The organism is Sphingomonas faeni, assembly GCF_024273235.1.
In the GTDB taxonomy this organism is placed as follows: Bacteria; Pseudomonadota; Alphaproteobacteria; order Sphingomonadales; family Sphingomonadaceae; genus Sphingomonas; species Sphingomonas faeni_A.
On the sequence record NZ_JANBVH010000006.1, the window covers coordinates 1 to 23563 of the forward strand.

At 65.4% G+C, this 23563-nt stretch carries 19 protein-coding genes; 13 read left to right on the forward strand and 6 right to left on the reverse strand.

The features are described from left to right. Positions 1–344: 344 nt before the first annotated feature. Complete coding sequence (locus NLI89_RS04340; protein WP_254685904.1) at positions 345–2282, reverse strand: CocE/NonD family hydrolase; 1938 nt, start codon at positions 2280–2282, stop codon at positions 345–347. A 209-nt stretch (positions 2283–2491) separates the two neighbouring features. Here NLI89_RS04340 and NLI89_RS04345 point away from each other — a divergent pair, with 209 nt between their 5' ends. Then, complete coding sequence (locus tag NLI89_RS04345) at positions 2492–3805, forward strand: S41 family peptidase (RefSeq protein WP_254685905.1); 1314 nt, start codon at positions 2492–2494, stop codon at positions 3803–3805. A gap of 142 nt (positions 3806–3947) precedes the next feature. After that, on the forward strand, positions 3948–4304 hold the full coding sequence (locus NLI89_RS04350) for a MarR family winged helix-turn-helix transcriptional regulator (protein ID WP_254685906.1): 357 nt from the start codon (positions 3948–3950) through the stop codon (positions 4302–4304). Here NLI89_RS04350 and NLI89_RS04355 read toward each other — a convergent pair. The 3 genes from NLI89_RS04355 to NLI89_RS04365 all read right to left on the reverse strand — a co-directional run bounded on the left by NLI89_RS04355 (position 4301) and on the right by NLI89_RS04365 (position 7128). Then, positions 4301–4639, reverse strand: coding sequence for a hypothetical protein (locus tag NLI89_RS04355; protein WP_254685907.1), 339 nt, complete (start codon positions 4637–4639; stop codon positions 4301–4303). The genes NLI89_RS04350 and NLI89_RS04355 overlap by 4 nt on opposite strands. Positions 4640–4716: 77 nt before the next feature. Continuing rightward, entirely contained in the window at positions 4717–6000 is a 1284-nt protein-coding gene (locus NLI89_RS04360; RefSeq protein ID WP_254685908.1) for a DEAD/DEAH box helicase, read from the reverse strand. A gap of 108 nt (positions 6001–6108) precedes the next feature. Further along, a complete protein-coding gene (locus NLI89_RS04365; protein WP_254685909.1) occupies positions 6109–7128 on the reverse strand; it encodes a GlxA family transcriptional regulator in 1020 nt (339 codons plus the stop codon). A gap of 265 nt (positions 7129–7393) precedes the next feature. On the opposite strand from NLI89_RS04365, the gene NLI89_RS04370 reads away from it, so the two are divergent. Further along, positions 7394–8221, forward strand: a complete 828-nt coding sequence (locus NLI89_RS04370; RefSeq protein ID WP_254685910.1) for an alpha/beta fold hydrolase — start codon at positions 7394–7396, stop codon at positions 8219–8221. A gap of 723 nt (positions 8222–8944) precedes the next feature. Here NLI89_RS04370 and NLI89_RS04375 read toward each other — a convergent pair. Next, positions 8945–9853, reverse strand: a complete 909-nt coding sequence (locus NLI89_RS04375) for a LysR family transcriptional regulator (protein ID WP_254685911.1) — start codon at positions 9851–9853, stop codon at positions 8945–8947. A gap of 106 nt (positions 9854–9959) precedes the next feature. Here NLI89_RS04375 and NLI89_RS04380 point away from each other — a divergent pair, with 106 nt between their 5' ends. The 4 genes from NLI89_RS04380 (at position 9960) to NLI89_RS04395 (ending at position 14658) form a co-directional block, all read left to right on the forward strand. Continuing rightward, positions 9960–11168, forward strand: coding sequence for an MFS transporter (locus NLI89_RS04380; RefSeq protein WP_254685912.1), 1209 nt, complete (start codon positions 9960–9962; stop codon positions 11166–11168). After that, positions 11165–12157 carry an LLM class oxidoreductase gene (locus tag NLI89_RS04385; protein ID WP_254685913.1) on the forward strand — a complete coding sequence of 331 codons (993 nt, stop codon included), beginning with the start codon at positions 11165–11167 and terminating at the stop codon, positions 12155–12157. Before NLI89_RS04380 ends, NLI89_RS04385 begins: the two co-directional genes overlap by 4 nt. Before the next feature lie 64 nt (positions 12158–12221). Then, on the forward strand, positions 12222–13136 hold the full coding sequence (locus NLI89_RS04390) for a hypothetical protein (RefSeq protein ID WP_254685914.1): 915 nt from the start codon (positions 12222–12224) through the stop codon (positions 13134–13136). A 205-nt stretch (positions 13137–13341) separates the two neighbouring features. After that, complete coding sequence (locus tag NLI89_RS04395; protein WP_254685915.1) at positions 13342–14658, forward strand: NAD(P)/FAD-dependent oxidoreductase; 1317 nt, start codon at positions 13342–13344, stop codon at positions 14656–14658. Between the two features lie 290 nt (positions 14659–14948). On the opposite strand, the gene NLI89_RS04400 is transcribed toward NLI89_RS04395, so the two are convergent. Then, a complete protein-coding gene (locus NLI89_RS04400) occupies positions 14949–15227 on the reverse strand; it encodes a hypothetical protein (protein ID WP_254685916.1) in 279 nt (92 codons plus the stop codon). A gap of 194 nt (positions 15228–15421) precedes the next feature. Between NLI89_RS04400 and NLI89_RS04405 the strand changes: the two genes are divergently transcribed. The 6 genes from NLI89_RS04405 (at position 15422) to NLI89_RS04430 (ending at position 23562) form a co-directional block, all read left to right on the forward strand. Beyond that, positions 15422–15685 carry a hypothetical protein gene (locus NLI89_RS04405; RefSeq protein WP_254685917.1) on the forward strand — a complete coding sequence of 88 codons (264 nt, stop codon included), beginning with the start codon at positions 15422–15424 and terminating at the stop codon, positions 15683–15685. 551 nt (positions 15686–16236) lie between these two features. Next, entirely contained in the window at positions 16237–19437 is a 3201-nt protein-coding gene (locus NLI89_RS04410; protein WP_254685918.1) for a TonB-dependent receptor, read from the forward strand. A gap of 88 nt (positions 19438–19525) precedes the next feature. Next, positions 19526–19687 carry a hypothetical protein gene (locus tag NLI89_RS04415; RefSeq protein ID WP_254685919.1) on the forward strand — a complete coding sequence of 54 codons (162 nt, stop codon included), beginning with the start codon at positions 19526–19528 and terminating at the stop codon, positions 19685–19687. Further along, positions 19684–22323, forward strand: coding sequence for a glycosyl hydrolase 115 family protein (locus tag NLI89_RS04420; protein ID WP_254685920.1), 2640 nt, complete (start codon positions 19684–19686; stop codon positions 22321–22323). The genes NLI89_RS04415 and NLI89_RS04420 overlap by 4 nt, the downstream gene beginning before the upstream one ends. 91 nt (positions 22324–22414) lie before the next feature. Further along, complete coding sequence (locus NLI89_RS04425) at positions 22415–23248, forward strand: FadR/GntR family transcriptional regulator (protein ID WP_254685921.1); 834 nt, start codon at positions 22415–22417, stop codon at positions 23246–23248. A gap of 113 nt (positions 23249–23361) precedes the next feature. Continuing rightward, positions 23362–23562: a hypothetical protein gene (locus NLI89_RS04430; protein WP_254685922.1), complete on the forward strand. Its 201-nt coding sequence runs from the start codon at positions 23362–23364 to the stop codon at positions 23560–23562. The last annotated feature ends 1 nt before the right edge of the window (position 23563 follow it).

A 23563-nucleotide genomic window follows, 5' to 3' on the forward strand; every position in this document is an offset into this window, starting at 1 on the left:
ATGGCGCGTAATTTCAAACAGGTGGCCGGAATTGCAATGCGTGCCAAGCAAATTGAAGAATTGATGGGTCGGAATGTTCGCAGAATTCCGATGATTTTTCTTACAATCGGATAATATAGGTTATCATTACTCATTCTAACTCATGTTTGTCACATGGGTAGGCGGGGGCATTGTCGGCCGGAAAGACGTCCCGGAAGTCCAACGTCGAGCTTTCCGGCCGCCCGTCGCGATCAAGCGACGGCGATCCAGGCCACGCCAACCGGCGCGGCACCGTTCCCCGATCGCATCCCCGCTCCGCGCAGTGACTTCGGCGCAGTGACTTCGGCGCCGTGACTTCGGCGCAGTTACTTCGCCATGGCCGCCGATTGGTCGACCGGCACGACCGGCAGCCACACCGCGCTCGCTCCGCCATCGCCGCGAACGATCGTCACCGTCGCCTTCTGGTAATCGGCCTTCTTGGCGAGGAAGATGTTGGGCACGAAGGTCTGCGGGTTGCGGTCGTAAAGCGGGAACAGGCTCGACTGCACCTGGATCATGATCTTGTGGCCAGGCTGGAAGACGTGGTTCACCGTCGGCAGGCGGAACTTGTATTCCTGCACCTTGCCCGCCGGGATCGCGGTCGGCTTGGCGAAGCTCTGGCGATAGCGCCCACGGAAGATGTCGAGGCTGATCGGCAGTTCATAGCCGCCCATCTTCGGATCGGTCGCGTTCTCGGCCGGATACACGTCGATAACCTTCACGACGAAATCACCGTCGGTGCCGGTCGTCTTGGCGAAGATGTCCGCGATCGGCGCGCCCGATACGCGGACCGGTGCGGTCAGCACTTCGGTCGTGTAGGTCATGACGTCGGGACGGCCATCGACGCCGCGCTGGTCGCTGACCAGCCAGTCGCCCCAGCGCCCGTCACCGAAGTTCACTGGACGCGGCAGATGCGGGACAGGCTTGGCGGGATCGGACACATAGCTGTCGCCGCCGGTCGCCGCCTTGCCGAAGCCTAGCCCGCCGCCAGCCTGGAGGTAGATCGGCTTCAGCGGCGACGCGCACCCGGTCTCGCAGGCGAGCGGCCAGGTGGCGAGGTTATCCCAATGGTTCTCGCCGGTGTTGTAGATCGCGGCGGCGGGCAGGGCGGCGGGCAGGGCGGTGGCTGGGCCATCTTTCAGATACTGGTTGAAATAGGGAAGGATCATGCTCTCGCGATATTGCTGCGCCGTATCGCCATTCCACTGGAACGGCCCGAGGCTGCGGCCTTCGCGATTGACCTGGCTATGGCGCCACGGGCCCATAACGAGGTGGTTGTTGCCGATCTTGCCCTTGGCTTTCAGCGCTTCCCACGCGGTGATCGCACCGTACATGTCCTCTTGGTCCCACAGGCCCTGTTCCCAGATCGTCGGCACGTTCGACGGGTTGGCGGCAAGCAACTTGTCGAGCGCCTGGCCCTGCCAGAACCCGTCATAGGCGGGGTGCGACACCATCCGCTGCCAATAGGGAAGCTGGTCATAGCCGGATTTCTTCGCCCAATCGCCCGCCGAGCCGACCTCGCGGAAATTCTCGTAATCGTCATAGCCGCCGGTCGGCGGGGCCTTGCCCGCGCCCTTGTAGCCGGTCTGGCTGCCGAGCCAGGCGATGTTGGCGAGGCGGAACGCGCCGTAATGGAACCAGTCGTCGCCCATCCAGCCATCGATCATCGGGCTCTGCGGCGCCGCGACCTTCAGCGCGGGATGCGGATTGAGCAGCGCCATGACCACGGTGAAGCCCTCGTACGAAGAGCCGATCATCCCGACCCGGCCGTTGCTCTCGGGCAGGTTCGCCTTGTTCACCAGCCAGTCGATCGTGTCGTAGGCGTCGGTGACGTGATCGACCTTGGTCGGGTTCAGCGGGCCGATGACCGGACGCGTGACGACATAGTCGCCCTCCGACCCGTATTTGCCGCGGATGTCCTGATAGACGCGGATATAGCCCGCCTTCACGAACATCTCGTCGGCGAGCGGCAGGGTGGCGAGGATGCTCGAACTGTCCGACCGGTTCGCGCGCCCCTTGGCGTTGTACGGCGTGCGGGTCAGCACGATCGGCGCATTGGTGACGCCCTTGGGATAGACGATGACCGTGTACAGCTTCGTCCCGTCGCGCATCGGCACCATGACCTCGCGCTTCACATAGTCCTGCGCGGCAGTGGGCGGCACGAACTTGGCGGGAATGTCACCGCCGACCGGCGCAGTCCTGTCCTGGGCGGACGCGATCGTCGCGAGCGCGATGGGGGCGAGCAGGGCGAATTTCAGGTTCATGGGGGCGCTTTCCGGAAATGTTGCCGCGAAGCTACGCGCAACCGGTGCGCCCGGGCAATCGCGATCGTAGCAGGTTTGCAATAATGGCCACGGCGGCGTCCGGTCCTCAATTATCTTCTCCGTCGGAGGGCCTGTTGCTATATGTTGCGCAACATGTTGTATATGTCGCTCCAGATCGAGGACACACCGAAATGCGCGGCCGATTATCAATGCTTCCAATGTTCGTCACCGCCTCGCTCCTGTGCGGCACGAGCGCGTTCGCGAGCGGTCCCACCGTATCGCAGGCCGAAAAGGCCGCGATCGTCGCGTCGCTCTCGACAACCCTGGATGCGAACTACGTGTTTCCGGACGTCGCGCGGAAGATCGAACCGGCGCTCCGCGAGCATCTCGCGAAGGGCGATTACGCTTCGATCACGACCAAGGAGGCGTTCGCGAAGCGGCTGACCGACGATCTCCTGGCTCTCACCGGCGATCTGCACTTCTTCGTCGGCGTCGATCCGAAATGGGTCGCCGACTATCGCACCAAGGCTCTGCCGGCGGCGAAGGCCAAACTCCGGCAGGAGGAATTGGCCGAACTGGAGAAAAGCAATTTCGGCTTCGACGAGGTCGGCCATCTGAGCGGCAATATCGGCTATGTCCGCTTCAGCTACTTCGCGAATCCGGAGCTTGCCTATGATGCGGCAGCGGCGGCGATGCGCTTCGTCGAGAACAGCGACGCCGTGATCATCGATCTGCGCTACAATAATGGCGGATACCTGGAGATGGCGCAGTTGCTGGCGAGTTATTTCTTCCCCAGCGACAAGGACCAGCTGCTCTTCGATTACAATTACAACGAGGATGGCAAACGCATCGCGCGCGGGCAGTGGGTGCTACCCGGACTGCCGGGTAAGCGCATGGTCGACAAGCCGCTGTATATCCTGACGGGATCGGCATCGTTCTCGTCGGCGGAATGGTTTTCCTACGCGATGAAAAAGCTCGGCCGCGCGACGCTGATCGGCGAGCGGACCGCGGGCGGCGCGCACCCCGTCGCGCGGAAACCGATCGACGACGATTTTTTCGTGCAGGTACCGATCGGCCAGATCCGCGACCCTGTCGATCATGGCGATTTCGAGGGCGTCGGCGTGGCGCCGGACCTGCCGAGCTCCTCGATCCAGGCGCTGCCCCTCGCGCACAAGCTGGCGTTAGAAAACCTGTCCAAGACCGATGCCGCAAAGGCTGCCGACTATACCTGGCTGTTGCCGACGCTGACCGCGGCGATCGAGCATCCGCAGGCTGATGCCGCTCTCGTCCGAAAGGCTGTCGGAAAATACGAGGGGCGCGAACTCACCCTCGAGAACGGCACGCTCTTCTACGTGTGGCGCAAGCGTCTACGCGTTGCCCTGCAACCAATCGGTCCGAACCTGTTTGCAGTAGAGGGCGTCTCCGATTTCCGATATCGGCTGACCTCCGGGCGCGGCAAATCCGTCACGCTGGAGCGACTGAACAAGGACGGCACAATCCAGACGTATCAGCGCCTTGACTGAGCGAACGCGAAAGCCCGCGGCGATCGACGACAGCGCGTTTCTCGGCCGCACGGTCGAACGGCTGAGCGTCCTAATCGCGGACCAATCCAAGGCTGTTTTCGACGACAGGGGGATCGTCATCCCGGTTCGCTCCTGCTCGTTGATGACCGTCCTGGCAAAGCTCGAAACGGCATCCGCTTCGGATCTGGCTCGGGAACTCGGCCACTCGCATCAGCTGGTGATGCAGAAGATACCAAAGCTCGTCAGTCTCGGCCTTATCCGGCAGGGCGATGACGATCAGGACGCACGCCGGCGGATATTCCGGCTTACCGACGAGGGGCGCGAGCAACTCGCGAAGTTCGAGGCCTGCAGCGCCCTGATCGACGCTGCCTATGACGCGTTGTTCGCCGAGGTCGGGGATGTCCGGGCGCTGGTCGATCGAACTATCGAGGCGCTCGGGGCGCTGCCTCTGAACTCCCGCATCCGGGACGCCGCCGCGTCGCCGAAGCCGACCCGCTAGCGCTGTTTCTTCGTCGTCGTGGCGGTGAAGTCCGGGTCCTTGTTCGCGACCCAGTCGACGAACTTGCGCACCGCGGGATGCGCGAGCAGTCCCTCCACGTCCATTCCGTGGCGCTGCAATTCGGAGTTGGTGAAATTGGCCGTCAGCGTCTGCTGGCAGATCGGGTGCATCGGTACGACATCGCGACCGCCCCGGCTCTTCGGCACGGGGTGATGCCAGACGATCGTCTGGCCGGTGGGACGCCCACACAGCCAGCAGGCGACGACCGGCGGCGGAGCCTCGTCCTCGCTCCGTACGTCCTCATAGGGACCATGCTTCGAATGCTTGCGCGCCATGCGTACGGATCCCGGCTGTATCTGCGATGCTCGTGCCGTCGTCTCTAGCGACAGGAGCACCGCTATCCAAATTCCTGTCAGGCCGCTTTGGCGGCCATCCGCGCGGCGAGCTTCTCTTCCTCGGTCCAGACCTTCCGCTCGCGCGCGGGCTTCGCCGGCTTGACCTGCTTGACCGGGCCACCGCCCAGTACCGGCGCGCGCTTGGTCGAGTGGCGCGCGACTTCGCAATGCCATTCGTGATCGTCCTGCACGGTCAACGTGCGACCGATCTCGCGCTCGACGTCGTGCAGCCACGCGCGCTGCTCGGCATCGCACAAGGTGACCGCGAAACCGCTGCGCCCGGCGCGACCGGTGCGGCCGATCCGGTGGACATAGCTTTCCGGCAGGCTCGGCAGGTCGTGGTTGAACACGTGCGTCACCGTGTCCACGTCGATGCCGCGCGCTGCGATATCGGTCGCGACCAGCACCTGGACGGTCCCGGCGCGGAACGCGTCTAGCGCCCGCTCGCGCTGGCCCTGCGACTTGTTGCCGTGCAGCGCCTCGGCGGTGATGCCCGCCTCGCCGATGAACGCGCAGACGTCGTTCGCGATGTTCTTCTGGAGCGTGAAGACGACCGCCTGGCCCATGTTCGGCGTCTGCAACAATGCCAGCAGCGCCGCCTTCTTGTCGGCGGCGTCGAGGAACATCACCGACTGGTCGATCCGGTCGACCGTGGTCGAAGGCGGGGCGATCTCGACCTTCGCCGGATCGCGCAACAGGCTCTCGGCCAGCGCGGCGATCGACTTCGGCATGGTCGCCGAGAACAGCAGCGTGTGGCGATCCGTCGGCAGCGTCGCGACGATCCGCTCGATCGGCTTGGCAAACCCCATGTCGAGCATCTGGTCGGCCTCGTCGAGCACCAGCGCCTCGAGCTGCGACAGGTCGCAAAGGCCCTGCTCGACCAGATCGAGCAGGCGGCCCGGCGCGGCGACGATGATGTCGACACCGCCCTCGAGCGCCTTGACCTGATGGAACTGGCTGACGCCGCCGAAGATCGTCATCACGCTCGGCTTGATGTGCCGGCCGAAGCTCTCGAAGCCGGCGGCGATCTGCGACACCAGTTCACGCGTCGGCGCGAGCACCAGCACGCGCGCGCCACCCTTCGGCGCCGGGCGAGGGTTGGCGGCAAGGCGGTGGAGCAGCGGCAGCGCGAAGGCGGCGGTCTTGCCGGTGCCGGTCTGCGCCATGCCGAGCATGTCGCGACCGTCCAGCAGCATCGGGATCGACTGCGCCTGGATCGGCGTCGGGTGGGTATAGCCTTGCTCGGCGAGCGCCTGCATCAAGGTGGGCGCGAGCGAGAGATCGGCGAAAGTCATGGTCATTGTCACGCGGCGCCTCCAGCGCTGAGCTAAAGCTGCGCCTGGTAGGGCTTAGCGTCCTGAGCGCGGGCAGGTAGGTTTTATGCTGCACTGCGTCAATGCGGAAAGCCGTTACCGTTTGTGTGCCACGCCGCCATGCCCGAACCGTTTGCGATAGTCGCTCGGGCTGAGACCCGTCAGTTTTGCGAAGGTCGTGCGGAACGACGCCGGATCGCCGTACCCGACGTCGTTCGCCACCTGACTGATCGATGCCCGCGTGTTTTCCAGCAGGTCGCGCGCCTTCTCGATCCGCAGGCGCTGGTGATATTCGTTCGGCCGCAGACCGGTGGCGCCGTGAAACCGGCGCGCAAACGTCCGCAGTTCCAAGCCTGCCCAGCCGGCCATGTCGGTGACATTGGCATTGAGCGGTCCGTGCGCGTGCAATTGCCGTTGCGACTTCAGGATCGCTGCATCGCCGTGCGTCATGTCCGGCGCGAAAATCTTGTAGAAACGCTGTTCCCGACCCGGCGGATCGATCATCATGAACCGCGCCGTCTCCATCATCGCGACGGCCCCCAGCAAGCGCCGCACGATCACCAGCCCGAGATCGGTCCATGCCATCACGCCGCCGACGGTGATCAAATCGTCCTCCTCGGTCAGCAGCGCGTCGAAATCGACGTGCACGGCGGGGAACATGCTCGCCAGGTCGGGTGCGCAGATCAGGTGCGTGGTGGCGCGGCGGCCATCGAGCAGTCCGGTCTGCGCGAGGAGGAACGTCCCGCCACAGATCGATCCGAGCACGGCTCCCTCGGCATGACGCGCCGTCAGCCAATCCGACCATCTGCGATCCGTCTCGATGCCGAGTGCCGCGGTTTCGCAGGGCGGAATGATGATCACGTCCGGCACGTCGGATGACGATCCACCGGTCGCGTCCGAAACCGTGTCGAAGGTGCGCATGATCCCGCCGGCGCCGGTATCCGCGAAATGGCTGAGCCGGACGACGGGCGCATCCACGCCGAGGCGCAACCGGCTCAGGTCGTCGGTGATGCGGAACAGGTCGGTCAGGCCGTGGACGATGCCGAGCATGACCTTCGCGCGCAGGACGATCGCGATCTCGATCGGACGGGATGCGGGAATGGGTTCGGTCGCCATGTGTCAATTTTCCCCCGCATTTTGTCGGTTCGACCGATCACGCCGCTGCTAGATCCAAGTTAATACACCCCCGACGGCAACAACGCCGACACTATTCGGGGATCAGACCATGCCGGAGCCCAAGCATTCCGAAATACAGCCACTTATCAGTGGTTCGCGACGCGATATTCTTTTGGGAACCGCGATCGTATCCGCGCTCGCGATTGCTGGCGAAAGCATGGCCGGTCCGCTGAAACATGTTCAACCTGCCGCTGGAGATGCGACCATGAGCACGATAACCGTCAAGGATGGCACCGAAATTTTCTACAAGGAGTGGGGCGCGGGTCAGCCGATCGTGTTCCATCACGGCTGGCCGCTCAGCGGCGACGACTGGGACGCGCAGATGATGTTCTTCTCGCAGCAGGGCTACCGCGTTGTCGCGCACGACCGTCGCGGGCATGGTCGGTCGAGTCCCGCCTCCAAGGGCAACGACATGGATACCTATGCCGCCGACGTTGCCGCGGTCACCGCGCATCTGGGCCTGCGCAACGCGATCCATATCGGTCACTCGACCGGCGGCGGCGAGGCGATCCGCTACGTCGCGAAATACGGCAGCAACGGCCGCGTCGCCAAGGCCGTGCTGATCGGCGCGATCCCGCCGCGCCTGACGCGCTCGCCGAACAATCCCAACGGCGTCCCGCCCGAGGCGATCGAGGGTATTCGCACCGGCACCGCCACCAACCGCGCGGACTTCTACAACGGCTTTGCGACCGGGCCGTTCTACGGGTTCAACCGCCCCGGCGCGAAGGTGCTGCCCGCGGTCTCCGCAAACTGGATGCGGCAGGCGATGGTCGGCGACATCAAGGCGCAATATGATTGCATCACCGCCTTCGCCGACACCGACTTCACTGCCGACCTGCAATCGATCGACCAGCCCGTGCTGATCCTGCACGGCGAGGACGATCAGGTCTGTCCGATCGACACGACCGGGCGGATGGCGGTCAAGCTGCTCAAGAACGGCTCGATCAAGACCTATCCCGGCTATCCCCACGGCATGGCGACGATCCACGCCGACGTGCTGAACCCGGATATCCTGGCGTTCATCCGTAGCTGAACCGGCCGGCGGACGGGCAAACCCCCGTCCGCCGACTGCCAGACCCCGCTACCAGACCCTGCCGTCAGTTCGCGCAGCTTCACCCCGGCGTTCGGCGATGCGAGCGCCCCGGGGACTTTATACAACGCGGGTTGTCGCAGGCCGGCACCGTCACGAATGCTCCGCCGAAACCTGTCCCTGGCGGAGGCGATTTCCATCGAAACGCTCGTCTCTGAACGGACGAGGGAGTCTGTCGGCCCCGTTTCCGAAAGGGGGCGTCGTCGAAACTTCCTCGCTAAAAGGTGCGCGCCGTCCAAACTCCCCTCCCTGGAAGGGAGGGGCAGGGGGTGGGTCGGTTTCGAGGGAACGTTCGGCCAGCCCCGAGCCGACCCACCCCCGGCCCCTCCCTTCCAGGGAGGGGGGAATTCGGATGCTTGCACCCTATCCCAGGCCGACCATCCTAAGCCCACCACGCCTCCAGCATTCGCCCGTACAGGCCCGTCCAAATCGAAGGATCGTCGAGCAACGCGCCACCAGATCCTCCAAGGTTCGAGGTCGAAGGCATCAACGCCCCCCGCGCTTCGTCCGCTTCCTCATCCGCGTCACGGCAAACGCTATGCCCCCGCCGTCATCCGCCGTCCTGAAACGACGCGATCGCAGTAACCCCGTCCAACGACCCGACTTTCGTGCTGTCGGCCACCGGAACAACAGGCATAGGCAAGCGGATGCAACGCGGGCCCAATTTCAGTCGATCCGCAGACCGTCCGCCAGCGCCTCGACGAACGCGTCGACCTTGGGGTTGAGCTGGCGACTTCGCGGCCAGACGAGGTGCAGCGGCAGTCCCGCAGTCGCGTGCCCGGGCAATATCTCGACCAGCTCGCCGCGGCGGAGTTCGTCCCGGATCAGCCATGTCGCGAGCTGGGCGATACCGAACCCGGCCCGGATCGCGCCGACCTGCGCCTCGGCGCTGCCCAGGGTCATCCGGCCGGTCATCGTCCGCTGCTCGACGGTGCCGCCGTCATAGCCGAAGCGCCAGTCGATCGTGCTGCCGTCCCCGCGACCGTACAGGATGCAGTCGTGCTCGGCGAGCGCCTCGACCGACATGGGCGTACCACAGCGCGCGAGATAGGCGGGTGCGGCGCAGAAGACGAGGTGCTCGTGACCGAGCGCGCGGCGTCCTAGGCCGTTACCGCCGACGTCCGACGCGCTGATCCGGACGGCGACGTCGACGCCTTCCTCGATCAGATCGACGAACCGGTCGTTGAAGCTGATCTCCGGGCGAAGGTTCGGGTGGCGGCGGCAGAAATCCAGCAGCACCGGCATCACCTGGATTCGCCCGAACGCGACCGGCACGTTGATCTTCAACCGGCCGACGGGCTCGGTCTTGTGCGCGGCGAGCACCGCCTCCGCGTCGCCCAGCTCGGCCAGCACGCGCACGCAGGTGGAATAGAACGCCGCGCCCTGGTCGGTGAGCGCAAGCCGGCGCGTGGTCCGCTCGAACAGCCGGCTGCCGAGCCGCGCCTCGAGCCGGGCGACGCCCTTGCTGATCGCCGAACTGGTCAGGTTCAGGCGTTCCGCGGCGGCGGTGAAGCTACCGGTATCGGCGGAGACGACGAACGCCTCGATGCCCTTCAGGCGTTCGGATGGGATCATGCGGTAAGCGTATTGCGGAATATCCGTCGCGACAATGCGGAATTAATGCCGCAAGCGTGAATTTCGATCGCTCTTATGTAGGCGAGCTTCAACAGGAGTTCCGCCGATGCCCGTTTCCGTCCAGCACCCACCCACCCGATCGATGGAGGCCACCGCGCCGGGCAATGGCCTGGCCGTCCTGTTGCTGGCGGTATCCGCGTTCGTGATCGTCACGACCGAATTCATCATCGTCGGCCTGTTGCCCAGCCTGTCGCGCGATCTCGGGATCTCGATCTCCGCCGCGGGACAACTGGTGACGCTGTTCGCCTTCACGGTGATGCTGTTCGGTCCGGTCCTGACCGCGATGCTCTCGCATTTCGAGCGCAAGCGGTTGTTCGTCGTGATCCTGCTGATCTTCGCCGCGTCCAATGCGCTGGCGGCTGCCGCGCCCGATATTTGGGTGCTGGGGCTCGGGCGCTTCCTGCCCGCGCTAGCGCTGCCGGTATTCTGGGGCACCGCGAGCGAGACCGCAGGCGAGCTGGCCGGACCCGAAAAGGCCGGCAAGGCGGTCGCCAACGTCTATCTCGGCATTTCCGGAGCAATGGTGTTCGGCATTCCGCTCGGCACGCTCGCGTCGAACGCGTTCGGCTGGCGCGGGACGTTCTGGGGGCTGTCCGGCTTGTCGCTGGTGATGGCGGTGCTGCTGCTCGCGGTCATGCCGACGCTCGCACGGCCGAAGCGCGTCCGCCTCGCGGACCAAGCCCGCATCCTCAAGGATCCGTTCTTCCTCGGCAACGTCGTGCTGTCGGTGGTCGTGTTCACCGCGATGTTCACCGCCTACACCTATCTCGCCGACACGCTCGAGCACATCGCGCTGATCTCGGTGGGTCAGGTCGGCTGGTGGCTGATGGGCTTCGGGGTCGTCGGTCTCGCGGGTAATTGGCTGGGCGGGTATTTCGTCGCGCGCAATCCGCTGAACGTGACGCTGATCGCGCTGCTGGTGCTCGCCCTCGGCATCGCCGCGACCACGCCGCTGGCGCTCCATCACGGCTGGCTGGTCGTCGCGCTGGCGGTCTGGGGTCTCGCCAACACCGCGCTGTATCCGATCTGCCAGGTGCGCGTGATGCAGTCGGCGACGCATGCGCAGGCGCTTGCGGGCACGCTCAACGTCTCGATGGCGAATGCGGGGATCGGCCTCGGCGCGGTGATCGGCGGCGCGGTGATCCAGCATTGGGGGCTCGCCACGATCGGCTACGTCGCCGCCTTTATCGCGCTGGTCGGCGCGTCGATGATCCCGTTCGTCGCGCGCCTGAAAGCGAAGGGGGCGGACGCATGACCGCGCAGACTGCCATCGCCCCCGATCTGGCCGGGCACCCTGCCTATGCGCGGGTGTTCCAGCCGGGGCAGCTGACGATCGGCTTCATCGCCCCGCTGGAGGGATATCCGACCGCACCCTGGCCGACGCTGGCGGGGCATGAGGAGATGGTCGCTTTGGTCGATGCGGCCGGGTTCGCCGCGATCTGGCTGCGCGACGTGCCGTTCTACGATCCCGGTTTCGGCGACGTCGGCCAGATCATCGATCCGATGGTGTATGCGGGCTGGCTTGCCGGCAAGACGCGCAACGTCGCGATCGGCACCGCCGGCATCGTCCTGCCACTGCGCGATTCGCTGGCGGTCGCCAAGCAGGCGACGAGCATCGACCAGCTGTCCGGCGGGCGCTTCCTGCTCGGCCTGTCGACCGGCGATCGTCCGTCCGAGTTCAAGGCGTTCGGTCGCGATATCGATACACGCGCCGAGCGGTACCGCGATGCGCTGGCGATCATCAAGGCGTCGACCGAACAGGCGTTCGCGACGCATCGCTCGACGCAGCACGGCGAACTCGACGGCTCGCTCGACCTGATACCCAAGCCGGTCGGTCCGCGACTGCCGATCCTGGCAATCGGCCGGGCCGGGCAGACGCTCGACTGGATCGGGGAGAATGCCGACGGCTGGATCTGGCATCTGAGCGATCCCGCGCGCCTACCCGATGTGATTTCCCGGTGGCGGCAGGCGACCGCGACACAGGCGTTCAAGCCCTATGGCTATGGCGCGATGTTCGATCTGCTCGCGGACCCGACCGCGCCGCTGCAGTTCGCGCGCGGCGGCATCCGCAGCGGCCGCAACGCGCTGATCGAGATGTGGAAACGCCAGCGGGACGAGGGCGTGAACCATGTCGCGCTCAATCCCAAGCCGTTGCAGCGGCCGTTCGCGGAGGTCGCCGACGAACTCGCAACGCATGTCCTGCCGCATTTCCCGACGATCGTCCCGCCGCGCGGGCAAGCCTGAACCCCGCTTTCCTGAACATAGCCCCGGCTTCGGCCGTTACCGACACGCATCCAAGGATCATCCCATGACCAAGATCGCGATCACCGACGACTATGCGGAACGCGACGCCAGCATCGCGATCAATTCCTACACCACCGTCCTGCGTCGCCCGAGCGTCCCGCACGCGGTGTTCGCGACCTATTGGCGCGACGTCCACGGGCCGCTCTGCTCGCGCATTCCAGGGCTCGGCTGGTACGTTCAGAACCACTTCAACCGCGAGCAGGACGCGCATCTCTGGCCCGCGATCGACGGCATCGCACCGTTCGACGACTATGTGCTCGACGGCGGCGTGGAGATCGGCTTCGCGACGCAGGCCGACCAGGATGCGTTCAACGATGCGTGCCCGATCCTGTTCGCCGACGAACAGAACATGTTCGCGGCGACGATCGCCTATGCCTTGCCAACGGGCTCGACCACGCTCGTCGATCGCGTCGCGGACCCGATCCCGAACGAGGATGACGGGCTCGACCGGATCCACGTCCATTTCGGCGCGGGGGAAACCGACCCCGCCGACTTCGCGAAGTTCATGCGGGGGTTCGCTGAGACGCTGGCCGGCGATCCGGCGGTGCTCAAGGTCCGGCTCCACCAGCCCGACCGCTACGACAACGCCAACCCCGCACCGCCAGCGCCGAACGTCGGCCACGAAGTACCGCCCGAACGCGCGCACGTCGCGATCCTCGAACTCGCCTTCGAGACGCCGATGACCCGTCGCCAGTTCTTCGCATCGGAACTGTTCCAGAGCACGATCGAGGATCAGAAGGCACATGTCGGCCATGTCGCGGCGTTCGCCGTCAGCGGCGTCTACACCTATGTCCGCGACAAGACGCTGACGACCGCCGGCCTGCGCGGCAGCCGTCCGGCGCAGCTGATCGAACGCCTCGGTGCCGCCAACCAGATCGCGCCCGACGCCCGGAAACTGCTGTTCACCGGCGCGCTCTGATCGTCCGGTAGATCGGAGCGAACTCGACAGGGCGCGTTCGTCGCGCGCTTCGGCTATAGCCGCGTTGAGAAGGCCTCGCTGCGTCTGGCAACACTGCCTGGCACGGCGAGGTCTTGGCGGTCCCGGTCGCGCTTGCCACGCACGCACGCACGCACGCACGACCGGCCGGCGGGTTCGCTGGCCGCATTTCGCAAGGTATCGCATCATGACCGGCAACAAGATCCAGATCGTCATCGTCGGCGGCGGTGCGGCGGGGCTCGAACTCGCGACCCGGCTCGGCGCACGCTACGGGCGCAAGCGGCATGACATCATCGTCGTCGATCGCAACCGCACGCACATCTGGAAGCCGTTGCTGCACGAGGTCGCGACCGGCTCGCTCGACGCCAACATGGACGAGGTCGGCTATCGCAGCCATTGCCACCGCTGGGGCTATCGCTTCTTCTATGGCGCGCTGGCCGCGATCGACCGCACCGCGCGGCAGGTCCATCTCGCGCCGGTGCTCGACGAGGATGGCCGCGAGGTGATCGCCGCGCACGCGATCCGCTACGATTACCTGGTGCTGGCCTACGGCTCGGTGACCAATGATTTCGGCACGCCCGGCGTCGCGGAGCACTGCACCTTCCTCGACAGCCGTGCGCAGGCCGACCGGTTCCGCGATCGCCTGCTCGACCAGTGCCTCCGCGTGTCGCGCACCATGACCACCGATCCCGCCAGCAACGCGCGCGTCCGCGTCGCGATCGTCGGCGGCGGCGCGACCGGCGTCGAACTCTCCGCTGAACTCTTCAACGCCGCCGCCGCACTCGGCTATTACGGCCTGGAGGTGTTCGACGGCAGCCGCCTCGACGTGACGCTGATCGAGGCGGGGCCGCGCATCCTGCCGGCGCTCCCCGAGCGGCTGGCGGCGGCGGCGCAGCGCGAACTCGAGGTGCTCGGGGTGCGCGTTCTCACCGACACGCCCGTCACGGCATCGGATCGCACCGGCATGACGACCGGCAAGGGCGACCGGATCGACGCCGATCTCCAGGTCTGGGCGGCGGGCGTGAAGGCGGCGGCGATTCCCGGCGGGCTCGATGGCCTCGAACTGTCGCGCGGTGGCCAGATCGTCGTGACCCCGACCCTCCAGACCGCGATTGACGACCGGGTCTTCGCGATGGGCGATTGCGCGTCGTGCGTGCTGCCCGGTCGCGATCGTCCCGTGCCGCCACGCGCACAGGCCGCGCACCAGATGGCGTCGGCGGTGTTCGACAATCTCAACCGGATGATGGCCGACAAGCCGCCGCGCGCCTTCGTCTACAAGGATCACGGGTCGCTGGTGTCGCTCAGCCGGTTCTCGACGGTCGGTACGCTGATGGGCAACCTCGTCGGCGGCAAGCTGGCGGTCGAGGGGCGGCTCGCGCGGTTCGTGTACCTGTCGCTGTACCGGATGCATCTCGTCGCGATCCACGGCTGGCTCAAGGGCAGCGCGCTGATCGTCGTCGGCCACGTCAACAAGATCGTCCGGCCGCGGCTCAAGCTGCATTGACGCGCGCGGGTCTTCGGAACGACGTGTAAACTCCGTCATCCCCGCGGAGGCGGGGACCCAGATGCTCAGTAGGTCGCGATTAGGTTGCGGGGTTTGCCAATGGGAGTTCCCGCCTGCGCAGGAATGACGATTGTACGTTTGACGTGAATAAGTGCCGAGAGCTTCGGGGCAGGGGGCAGTCTGCTTGAGCCGCTGGCATGTCGACGCGGACCTGAACGACCGTCAGCCTTGTAAAAGGAACAAGGCCGTATCCAGTCCGGGTGACCCGGATGTTGCCACGCGCTCGGCCGTCACGAACCTGAGGTCTTGATTTCCGTGATCGCCTTATTCGACAGACCCCCGCTTTCCTCGCGCAGAAAGCGCAGGAGTTCGCCGATTTCCAGCGGTCCGAACTTCAGGTCGAGAGCATCCATGCGGATCGAAACCGACTTCTGCTGGTCTGCCGACAGCGCGGCAACGATATCGACGCACTCTTCCAGCGTTCCCTGGCCGACCACGTCCGACGTCGCGTCGCCAGCCGCTTCGTCGGCGTAGATCGTCGCCGGTTCACTCAAAGGATAGGTCGTCATATATGGTCCTTGGCTGTCACCGTTGATGCGAGAACGTACCAACGTGGATATCGGGCACATCGATACCGATCCGTTGCGGCGTGGTCGCAAAACGTCCGCCAGCCTTCCGAACGCCAATGTCGGCGATGTCGACTGGTGGCGAGCGTATCGTAAAAACGGATGCCAACCGGTGACGACGCGGCTATCGGAACGCGATGGCGAGAAAGAAGCGCTACCTGACCGCGGTGATGCCCGACGGCTATGTGAAGACGATCGGTCCCACCGCCGCGCCGTTCACGCATTTCTGGCGCATCGTCGCCGTTCTCCAGAATGGGAAGACGGACGTTTTCTGGGGGCATTGCGCTTCGCACAAGGAAGCGATCGGCAAGCAGGCCGCAGCGGCCGAGGCCGCCAGGCAGCGCGGCTGGGCCAAATACGCCTTCGAAGTCGTCGAGTTGACCGAAGGCTCGGATACCTGATCGCCTGCACCCGCCGGAGCATGCCATCCGGCACCGAGCGGCACGCGTGACGATCGGCTCCAGCGGCGCGAAACGAGTGGACACGCAGCGCGCGTGAGAGCGGTCTCATAACGCTACCGGTTCTGACATCCGTCGCACCTGATTCGCATGCCGCGAAGACTCGTTGCGATTCAAAAAAAAAAGGCCGGCGCGAGGCCAGCCTGAGGATGAGGGTATGCCGCAAAGGCACCACGTATTTAGCATAGCGTAATTGGTAATACAGACTAAAATCGGGGTATCTGCTCGGCGCCCGCACGCGATCCGATCGCTGACCAAAATTGGCCATGCCGAAAGGCTTTGACTTGGTCACCAACCTGCCTAAGGTACCGCTATCAACGGCCTGCTTAAGACAGGCGTGATCGGGAGTCGGATGGTCTTGGCGCGTCATTTTTTTGCAAACACCATGCCGGGGCACCTCGTGCTTCTCGACGCCTGACGTCCGTCCGAACTCCCAACGACCAAAAAAAGCTTTCTCGCCGCAACGCTGGTGAGGTTCAGAGAGGATCCTGTTCATGACACCTTATAAAACGGTACCTCGTTTGACGCGCGCGGCGTTGTTGTGCGCGACGACGATGGCAGCGCTGTGTGCGACCATGGCGACGGCGCAGACCATACCGCCGACGCAGGATCCGTCACCGCCCGTAGCCCAGGACGCCGCGCCTGCCGCAGCGGAGCCTGCTGCACCCACCGCCGCGACGCCACCCGCCGCGAGCTTGCCCAGCGCCGATCAGGTTCCGGGCACCGTCGACGCGACGGACAGTGCCGACATCGTCGTCACCGGCTATCGCTCCAGTCTCGCCAAGTCGACCAATGCAAAGCGTGCCGCGACGGGCTTCACCGACTCGATCTTCGCCGAAGACATCGGCAAGTTCCCCGACACGAACATCGCCGAATCCTTCAACCGCATTCCCGGCATCACGATCACGCGCGACGTGACGGGTGAGGGGACGAACGTCGCGATCCGCGGGCTTGGCTCGAACTTCACCAACGTGACGCTCAACGGCGCGACGATCGCGGTGGCATCCTCGGGCGCGACCGATGCGCAGGGCACCGATCGCTCGGTCGACCTGAGCTTCTTCCCGACCGACCTGTTCACCAAGCTCACCGTCAACAAGAGCTATACGGCCGATCTTCTCGAAGGTGGCGCGGCGGGCAATATCGATCTGCGGTCGGCGCGGCCGTTCGATCGTGCGACCTCGTTCCTCGCCTATAACGTACAGGGGACCAAGCAGTCGCCCGAGGACCGGATCGGCGCGCGTGGCTCGCTGATCGGCAGCTGGCGCAACGATACGTTCGGCATCCTCGCAGGCGTCTCGGCACAGCGCCTGTTCACCGACACGCGCGGCTTCGAGACGATCGGCTATACCAATCCGGCCCTGACCGCGGCGCAATGCGGTGCGGCGACGGGCTGCAACTCGACCGCCGGCGGCAACTGGACGATCCCGGCGACGGTGCCCGTCGGCGCTGGCGCGGGCCTGGTCGCCGGCACGCCGATCACCAGCGCGTTCCTGCTCGCGAACAACCCCGGTGCGACGATCCAGCAGATCGACAACGCGCTGCTGCCGCGGCTCGGGCGCTCGACCAGCATCCGCGGTCCCCGCGATCGCATCAATGCGATCATGAGCGCGGAATGGCAGCCGACCGATACGCTGCATTTCTACATCGACGGCCTGTACGGGTACAAGAAGAACGAGCTGATCCGCGAGAATGTCGCGTGGATCGTCCGCAACAGCGCGATCATTCCGACGAACCTGACGTTCGACAAGGCGGATTGCACGGTCGGCTGCGTCGTCACCGGCGGCACCTTCGCCAACGCGCAGTTCTTCAACGAATTCCGCCCCTATACCGAGACGACGAAGCTCTTCAGCATCAATCCCGGCGGCGAATGGGAGATTTCGGACACGCTGAAGCTCAACCTCCAAGGCAATTATGCGCGCTCGACGTTCCACCGCGAAAGCCCGTCGGTCGGCCTGACGACGCCGCTGGGTGTTGGTAACACGGTCACCTACACTAACGACGGCGGTATCCCGACCATCCAGAGCGGGCTGGACCTCAATGATCCGGCCAATTTCGGCTGGAACGCAGGCAGCCGCGTCAATATCCAGGACGAGCGGCGGCTGAACACGAGCAAGGGTGCGCGCGGCGATCTTACCTGGGGCAGCAAGGCCCTTAATTTGAAGGTCGGCGGTGCGTTCGACGACGTGTTCCGTCGAATCCGCGGCTACGACAACAGCCAGGCATGGCAGAACGCGGTCTGCGGCAACAATCCCAACGTCTTTGTTGGCTCGCCGAATTCGCAACCGCCCTGCGAAGGCCTGAACGCGCCCGGCGCAGCTCCGGCCGGCTATCCGACCTATCCTGGCTATGGCACCGGATCGACCGCGGGCATGACCGGGCCGGTGAGCTATGGGGGGTCGCTGATCCCGACTTCGGCCGCGCCCACCTATCTGACGCCCGGTCCGGCAGGGTTCGTGACGGTCGACTGGCCGAAGTTCGCGGCCGCCAGCAACTATGATTTCTATCACGACAACGCCCCGGAAACCGGTGCTGCCAACACGGGTGCCAGCGGCGGTGCGATCCGCGAAGTCGTCAAATCGGCATTCGCGACGGTGAACGGCGAGCAGGAACTGGGCGGCAACATGCTGCGGTTCAACGTCGGCGTGCGCTACGTCAACACGATCCAGACGATCACCGGGCGCGTGTCGCTGCCCGATCCGCGCAACACGACATCGACCGGGGCCTCACTGCCCGACGGCAGCCGCTATCCGAACCTCGTCAGCAACGTCTCGACGCGCAACGTCTATGCGAAATGGCTGCCGGCCGCGACCTTCGCCTACGACGTCAGCGAGCACGCCGTGGTTCGCGTGGCCGGTTCGCGGACGATGACCCGCCCCGATCCGTCCGCGCAGCTGCCGGGCGTCAATTTCGGCGCCCCCTCGGCGGACCAGGCCACGATCGGCAACCCCGCGCTGAAGCCCTATCTCTCGACCAACCTCGATCTGGGCTTCGAATATTACACCGGCCGCGAGGGCGTGGTCAGCTTCAACGCCTTCCGCAAGTCGATCGAGGGCTTCACCAACACGTTCATCAGCACGGTGCCGTTCGCCGATCTGGCGCAATATGGCATCACCTACGATACGCTGAACCCGACACAGCAGATCGCGCTGAACTCGCGTGGTGGCCCCAGCGCCGCGCAGGTGCAGGTCACGTCGCAGGTCAACGTGCCCAACAAGCTGACGATCAACGGCCTCGAATTCCAGTGGGTCCAGCCGCTCGACTTCATCACCAAGCACATCGGCGTCACCGGCTTCGGCTTCAACGCCAACGCGACGGTCGTCGATCAGCGCAGCGACGGTCCGGCCCAGGCGTTCGGCGTGGCACCGTTCACCTACAACATCACCGGCTATTACGAGAAGAACGGCGTGATGCTGCGCGTGTCGACGACGTCGCGCGAAGGCTCGCAGAACAGCGGTGCGGCGCAGAACGGCATCCCGGCGGCGGCGTTGTTCGGCACCGACTATACGACGTATGATTTCTCGTCGTCGTTCGATCTGGACAAGATCTTCGGTCTCGCGGGTGCGCCACAGCTTACGATCAACGTCGCGAACTTCACCGATGCGACGCTGCGGTCGTACTTCCAGTTCGAGAACGCGACCTTCACGCAGTACAAGCCGGGTCGCCAGTTCCTGATCGGTCTGCGCGGCACGTTCTAGGTGGCAAGTTCGGGGCGGTCGTGATGCGACCGCCCCGTCTGGGCGACAGGTCATACCCGGCTCGCCCCAAGATCGCGGAGACGAATTGATGATCATGCGCCGCGACATATGGGGCAACATGAGGGGCGGCGCGGTCGCCGCCGGGCTGTTGCCCTCTCCGCTGGCCGCCGCAGTGCGGTTCGATCGGCGCATGCGCGGGTTCGACATCACGCAAGCGCACGGGGGCGTGGTGCCCGTGCTCGTCCGATGACACAGGCCGTATCACGCCGCACCATGATGGGCGCGGCGATGGGCGGCGCCGCGTTCAGCGCTGCGCTCGCAGCGCTGCCCGCACCCGTGTTCGGCGCGGGAGCACAGGATCCGGCACCCGACCCGCGCACCGCGTTTCCACTGATCGCCAAGGGCATGCCGGCGGCGATCCTGATCGATGCCGACGCCGACAGCGCGGTCCGCCACGTCGCGACCGATTTCGCCAAGGATCTGGAGCGAGTCAGCGGCACTGCGGCGCGGCTGGTCGACGGCGCTAGCGGATCGGTGCGGGGGCCTGCGGTAATCATCGGCGTGCTCGGACACAGCGCCGTGATCGATCGCCTGGTCGCGGCCGGCAGAATCGCGGCTGCGGATATCCGTGGCGAATGGGAAGCCTTTCGCCAGATCGTGGTCGACGATCCGATGCCGGGCGTGGCGCGCGCGCTGGTCATCGTCGGGTCGGACCGGCGCGGCGCGGTGTTCGGCACCTATGACGTGTCCGAGCGGATCGGCGTTTCGCCCTGGCACTGGTTCGCCGACGTGCCGGTCCGCCGCCAGCGCGACGTGCTGATCCCTGCCGGCTCCAGGCGCGACCAGCCCAAGGTCCGTTACCGCGGGTTCTTCATCAACGACGAGGATCCGTGCCTCAGCGGCTGGGCCAGAAAGGCGTTCGGCGGCGTCAATTCAGGCATGTACGCGCACGTCTTCGAACTGTTGCTGCGGATGAAGGGCAATTATCTGTGGCCCGCCATGTGGGGCAAGGCGTTCGCCGACGACGATCCCAAAAGCATGGTGCTCGCCGATGCGATGGGCGTCGTGATGGGCAATTCGCACCACGAGCCGATGTTGCGCGCGCAGGCCGAATGGCACCGGCACGAGGATCAGGGCGTCACCGGCGGCGCATGGGACTATGACAGGAACGGCGCCAATCTGCGAAAATTCTGGCGCGGCGGCATCGAGCGCATGATGGCCAAGGGCGGCGGCCAGCATTACGACTCCGTGGTAACCGTCGGCATGCGCGGCGATGGCGACGAGGCGATGGCCGAGGGCACCGCGACCGGGCTGCTCGAACGCGTCGTCGCCGACCAGCGCAGGATCATCGCCGACGTCACCGGCAAGCCCGCCAGCGAGACGCCGCAGGTCTGGGCGCTCTACAAGGAAGTGCAGGATTATTACGACCACGGCATGAAGGTGCCCGACGACGTCACGCTGTTGTTCTCGGACGACAATTGGGGCCAGATCCGCCGCCTGCCCGATCCCGCCGCACCGCCGCGCAAGGGCGGCTACGGCATCTACTACCACTTCGATTACGTCGGCGCGCCGCGCAACTACAAATGGCTCAACACCAACCAGATCGAGAAGGTCTGGCAGCAGATGGACCTGGCGTATCGGCGCGGCGCAGCGCAGATCTGGATCGCCAATGTCGGCGACATCAAGCCGATGGAATATCCGCTCGGTTTCTTCCTCGCGCAGGCCTGGAACCCCGATGCGATGACCCCAGCCGCGGTCGCCGACTATCCACGCACGTGGGCGGCGGCGACGTTCGGCTCGGCCCAGGCCGACGCGATCGGCGAGATCGTCACGAAATACAGCAAATATGTGGCGCGTCGTAAGCCCGAGCTGATCGACCAAAGCAGTTTCCCGATCGGCGGCGTCACGCCCGGGGGCCTCGACGGCGGCGAGTTCGGCGCGATGGTCGGCGAATGGGACGCGCTGGAGGCGCGCATGCTGGCGGTCCGCGCGACGCTGCAACCCGACCGGCACGACGCCTATTACCAGCTTGTCGAATTCCCCGTCGCGGCGGTCGCGAACCTGTACCGGCTCTATTACGACACCGCCTGGAACCGTCTGTTGGCGGCACGAAACGACCCGCGCGCGAACTACTTCGCCGATCAGGTGGAGGCCGCCTTCCGCCGTGACGGCGAATTGACGCAGCGATACCACGGCATCAACGGCGGCAAGTGGGACGGCATGATGGCGCAGGTCCATATGAGCTACGTCATCTGGAACGATCCCACCCGGCAGACGATGCCGAGCATCATGCGCGTCGGCGCCGACACGCCCGAGGCAGAGCGCCGGCGGCAACCGGTGTTCGTCCGGTCGCCCGCCATTGACGCCGGAATCGTTTCCGTAGAAGCGCCGGCCTTCAGTCGGGCGCGTGACGGCAAGGGCCTGCGCTGGACTGCGATCCCGAACCTCGGCCGGACGGCAGGCGCGGTGATCGCCGTGCCGCAGGGGCGACCCGCGACCCGGCCGGAAGACGGCGTGTGCCTGGAATACGACATCACCGTGCGCAAGGCCGGCCCCGCAACGCTGACGCTCTATCTCGCACCGACCCTCGATACCTTCGGCCGTGACGGATCGCGCATCGGCGTGTCGATCGACGGCGGGTCGGTTCAGGTCCTTCGTGCCGTGCTCGAACCGACCGGCGGTGGCACGGACACCGCGGACAAGGAGCGGTGGGCGGCGGCCGTGAAGGACAACATCGTGCAATTGTCGACGAGCCTGGGCAGCGTCGGGGTCGGACGGCATACCCTCAAGGTCTGGAGGCTGGACGACAATATGGTCCTCGAAAAACTCGTGCTGAGTACCGTCCCCGTTCCGCCTTCCTATCTCGGCGGCGTCCCCGATGCTTGACCCTACATGATGCGATTGCACATCATATTAGGCGTTCCGCTCGACGGCATGCCTCGTCCGCATCGACGCAAAGAGGAAGATCGGTAATCCAATGCCAAAGGCTCCAGCATCGCACGCGCTGTTCGCGGTTGGAAAATACGATGCTCCGACCAACGATCGTCTGTACCAGCGACTGGCGCGCAAACTGATCGAGGAACTGCTCGCCGGGACCTACGGCATCGGTGACCGCCTTCCCGCCGAGCGCGAGCTTGCGTTGGAATATGGTGCGAGCCGTCCGGCGGTGCGCGAGGCACTCATCGCGCTCGAAGTTCAGGGGTTCGTCGAGGTTCGCGTCGGCTCGGGTGCGTATGTCTGCCGGCTGCCGGGGCAGGGGGAGGAGCCGGGTTTCGCCATCACCGCGTTCGAACTCACCGAGGCGCGCATCATGTTCGAAGGCGAAGCCGCGGCGCTGGCTGCGGTCCATATCACGGACGGCGAGGTGGCGCTGCTCGATGAACTTGTCGAAGCGATGCAAACCGAGAACCTCCTCGCCGAAGTGACGGAGGTTGCCGATCGCGATTTCCATATGGCCATTGCCAGGGCGACACGGAACGCCGGCGTCGTGCGGACGATCGAGGATTTATGGCATCTCCGCTCGAGGTCGCCCGAATGCGCGCTGCTTCACGCAAAGGCGCGCAACGCCAAGGTCAGGCCCGTCGTGGCCGAACATGCCGCGATCGTCGATGCCCTGCGCGCGCGTGATCCGGCGGCCGCACGCGCCGCAATGCGCGCGCACCTGACATCGGTGATGGATCATCTCCTCTTCCGAACCGAGGAAATGGCGATGGAACAGGCGCGGCGCGCGTTCGCGACGACACGACGGAGATATGGCGGCGTCGGCCTCGCATCGGAACCGACCGGCAACCGCGACGGTCTGGAATATTGATAAGACCGCTTGCTGGCAGCCTACGGCTTTTGGTTTGACACGGTTGCGCGCGATCCTTCATGGTATCGCTATCAAATCGACGGCTCGACAGAGTGCCGCGTTCACCTCAGGAGATGGCCGATGCCCGGCAGTCCGACGGCATGTATCACATCGGTTCGCGCGCCGTTCAAGCCGCTTCCGGCAATTGCCCTCGCTGTCGTGACATGGCCCGAATGACGCGCCGGCAAGACACCGTGCTGAGCGCCGCGCTTCGCGACAGCGCCACGGGCGAAGCCGCGCCGCAACCAAAAGCCATTCCGTGCGAAATCTGCTGAA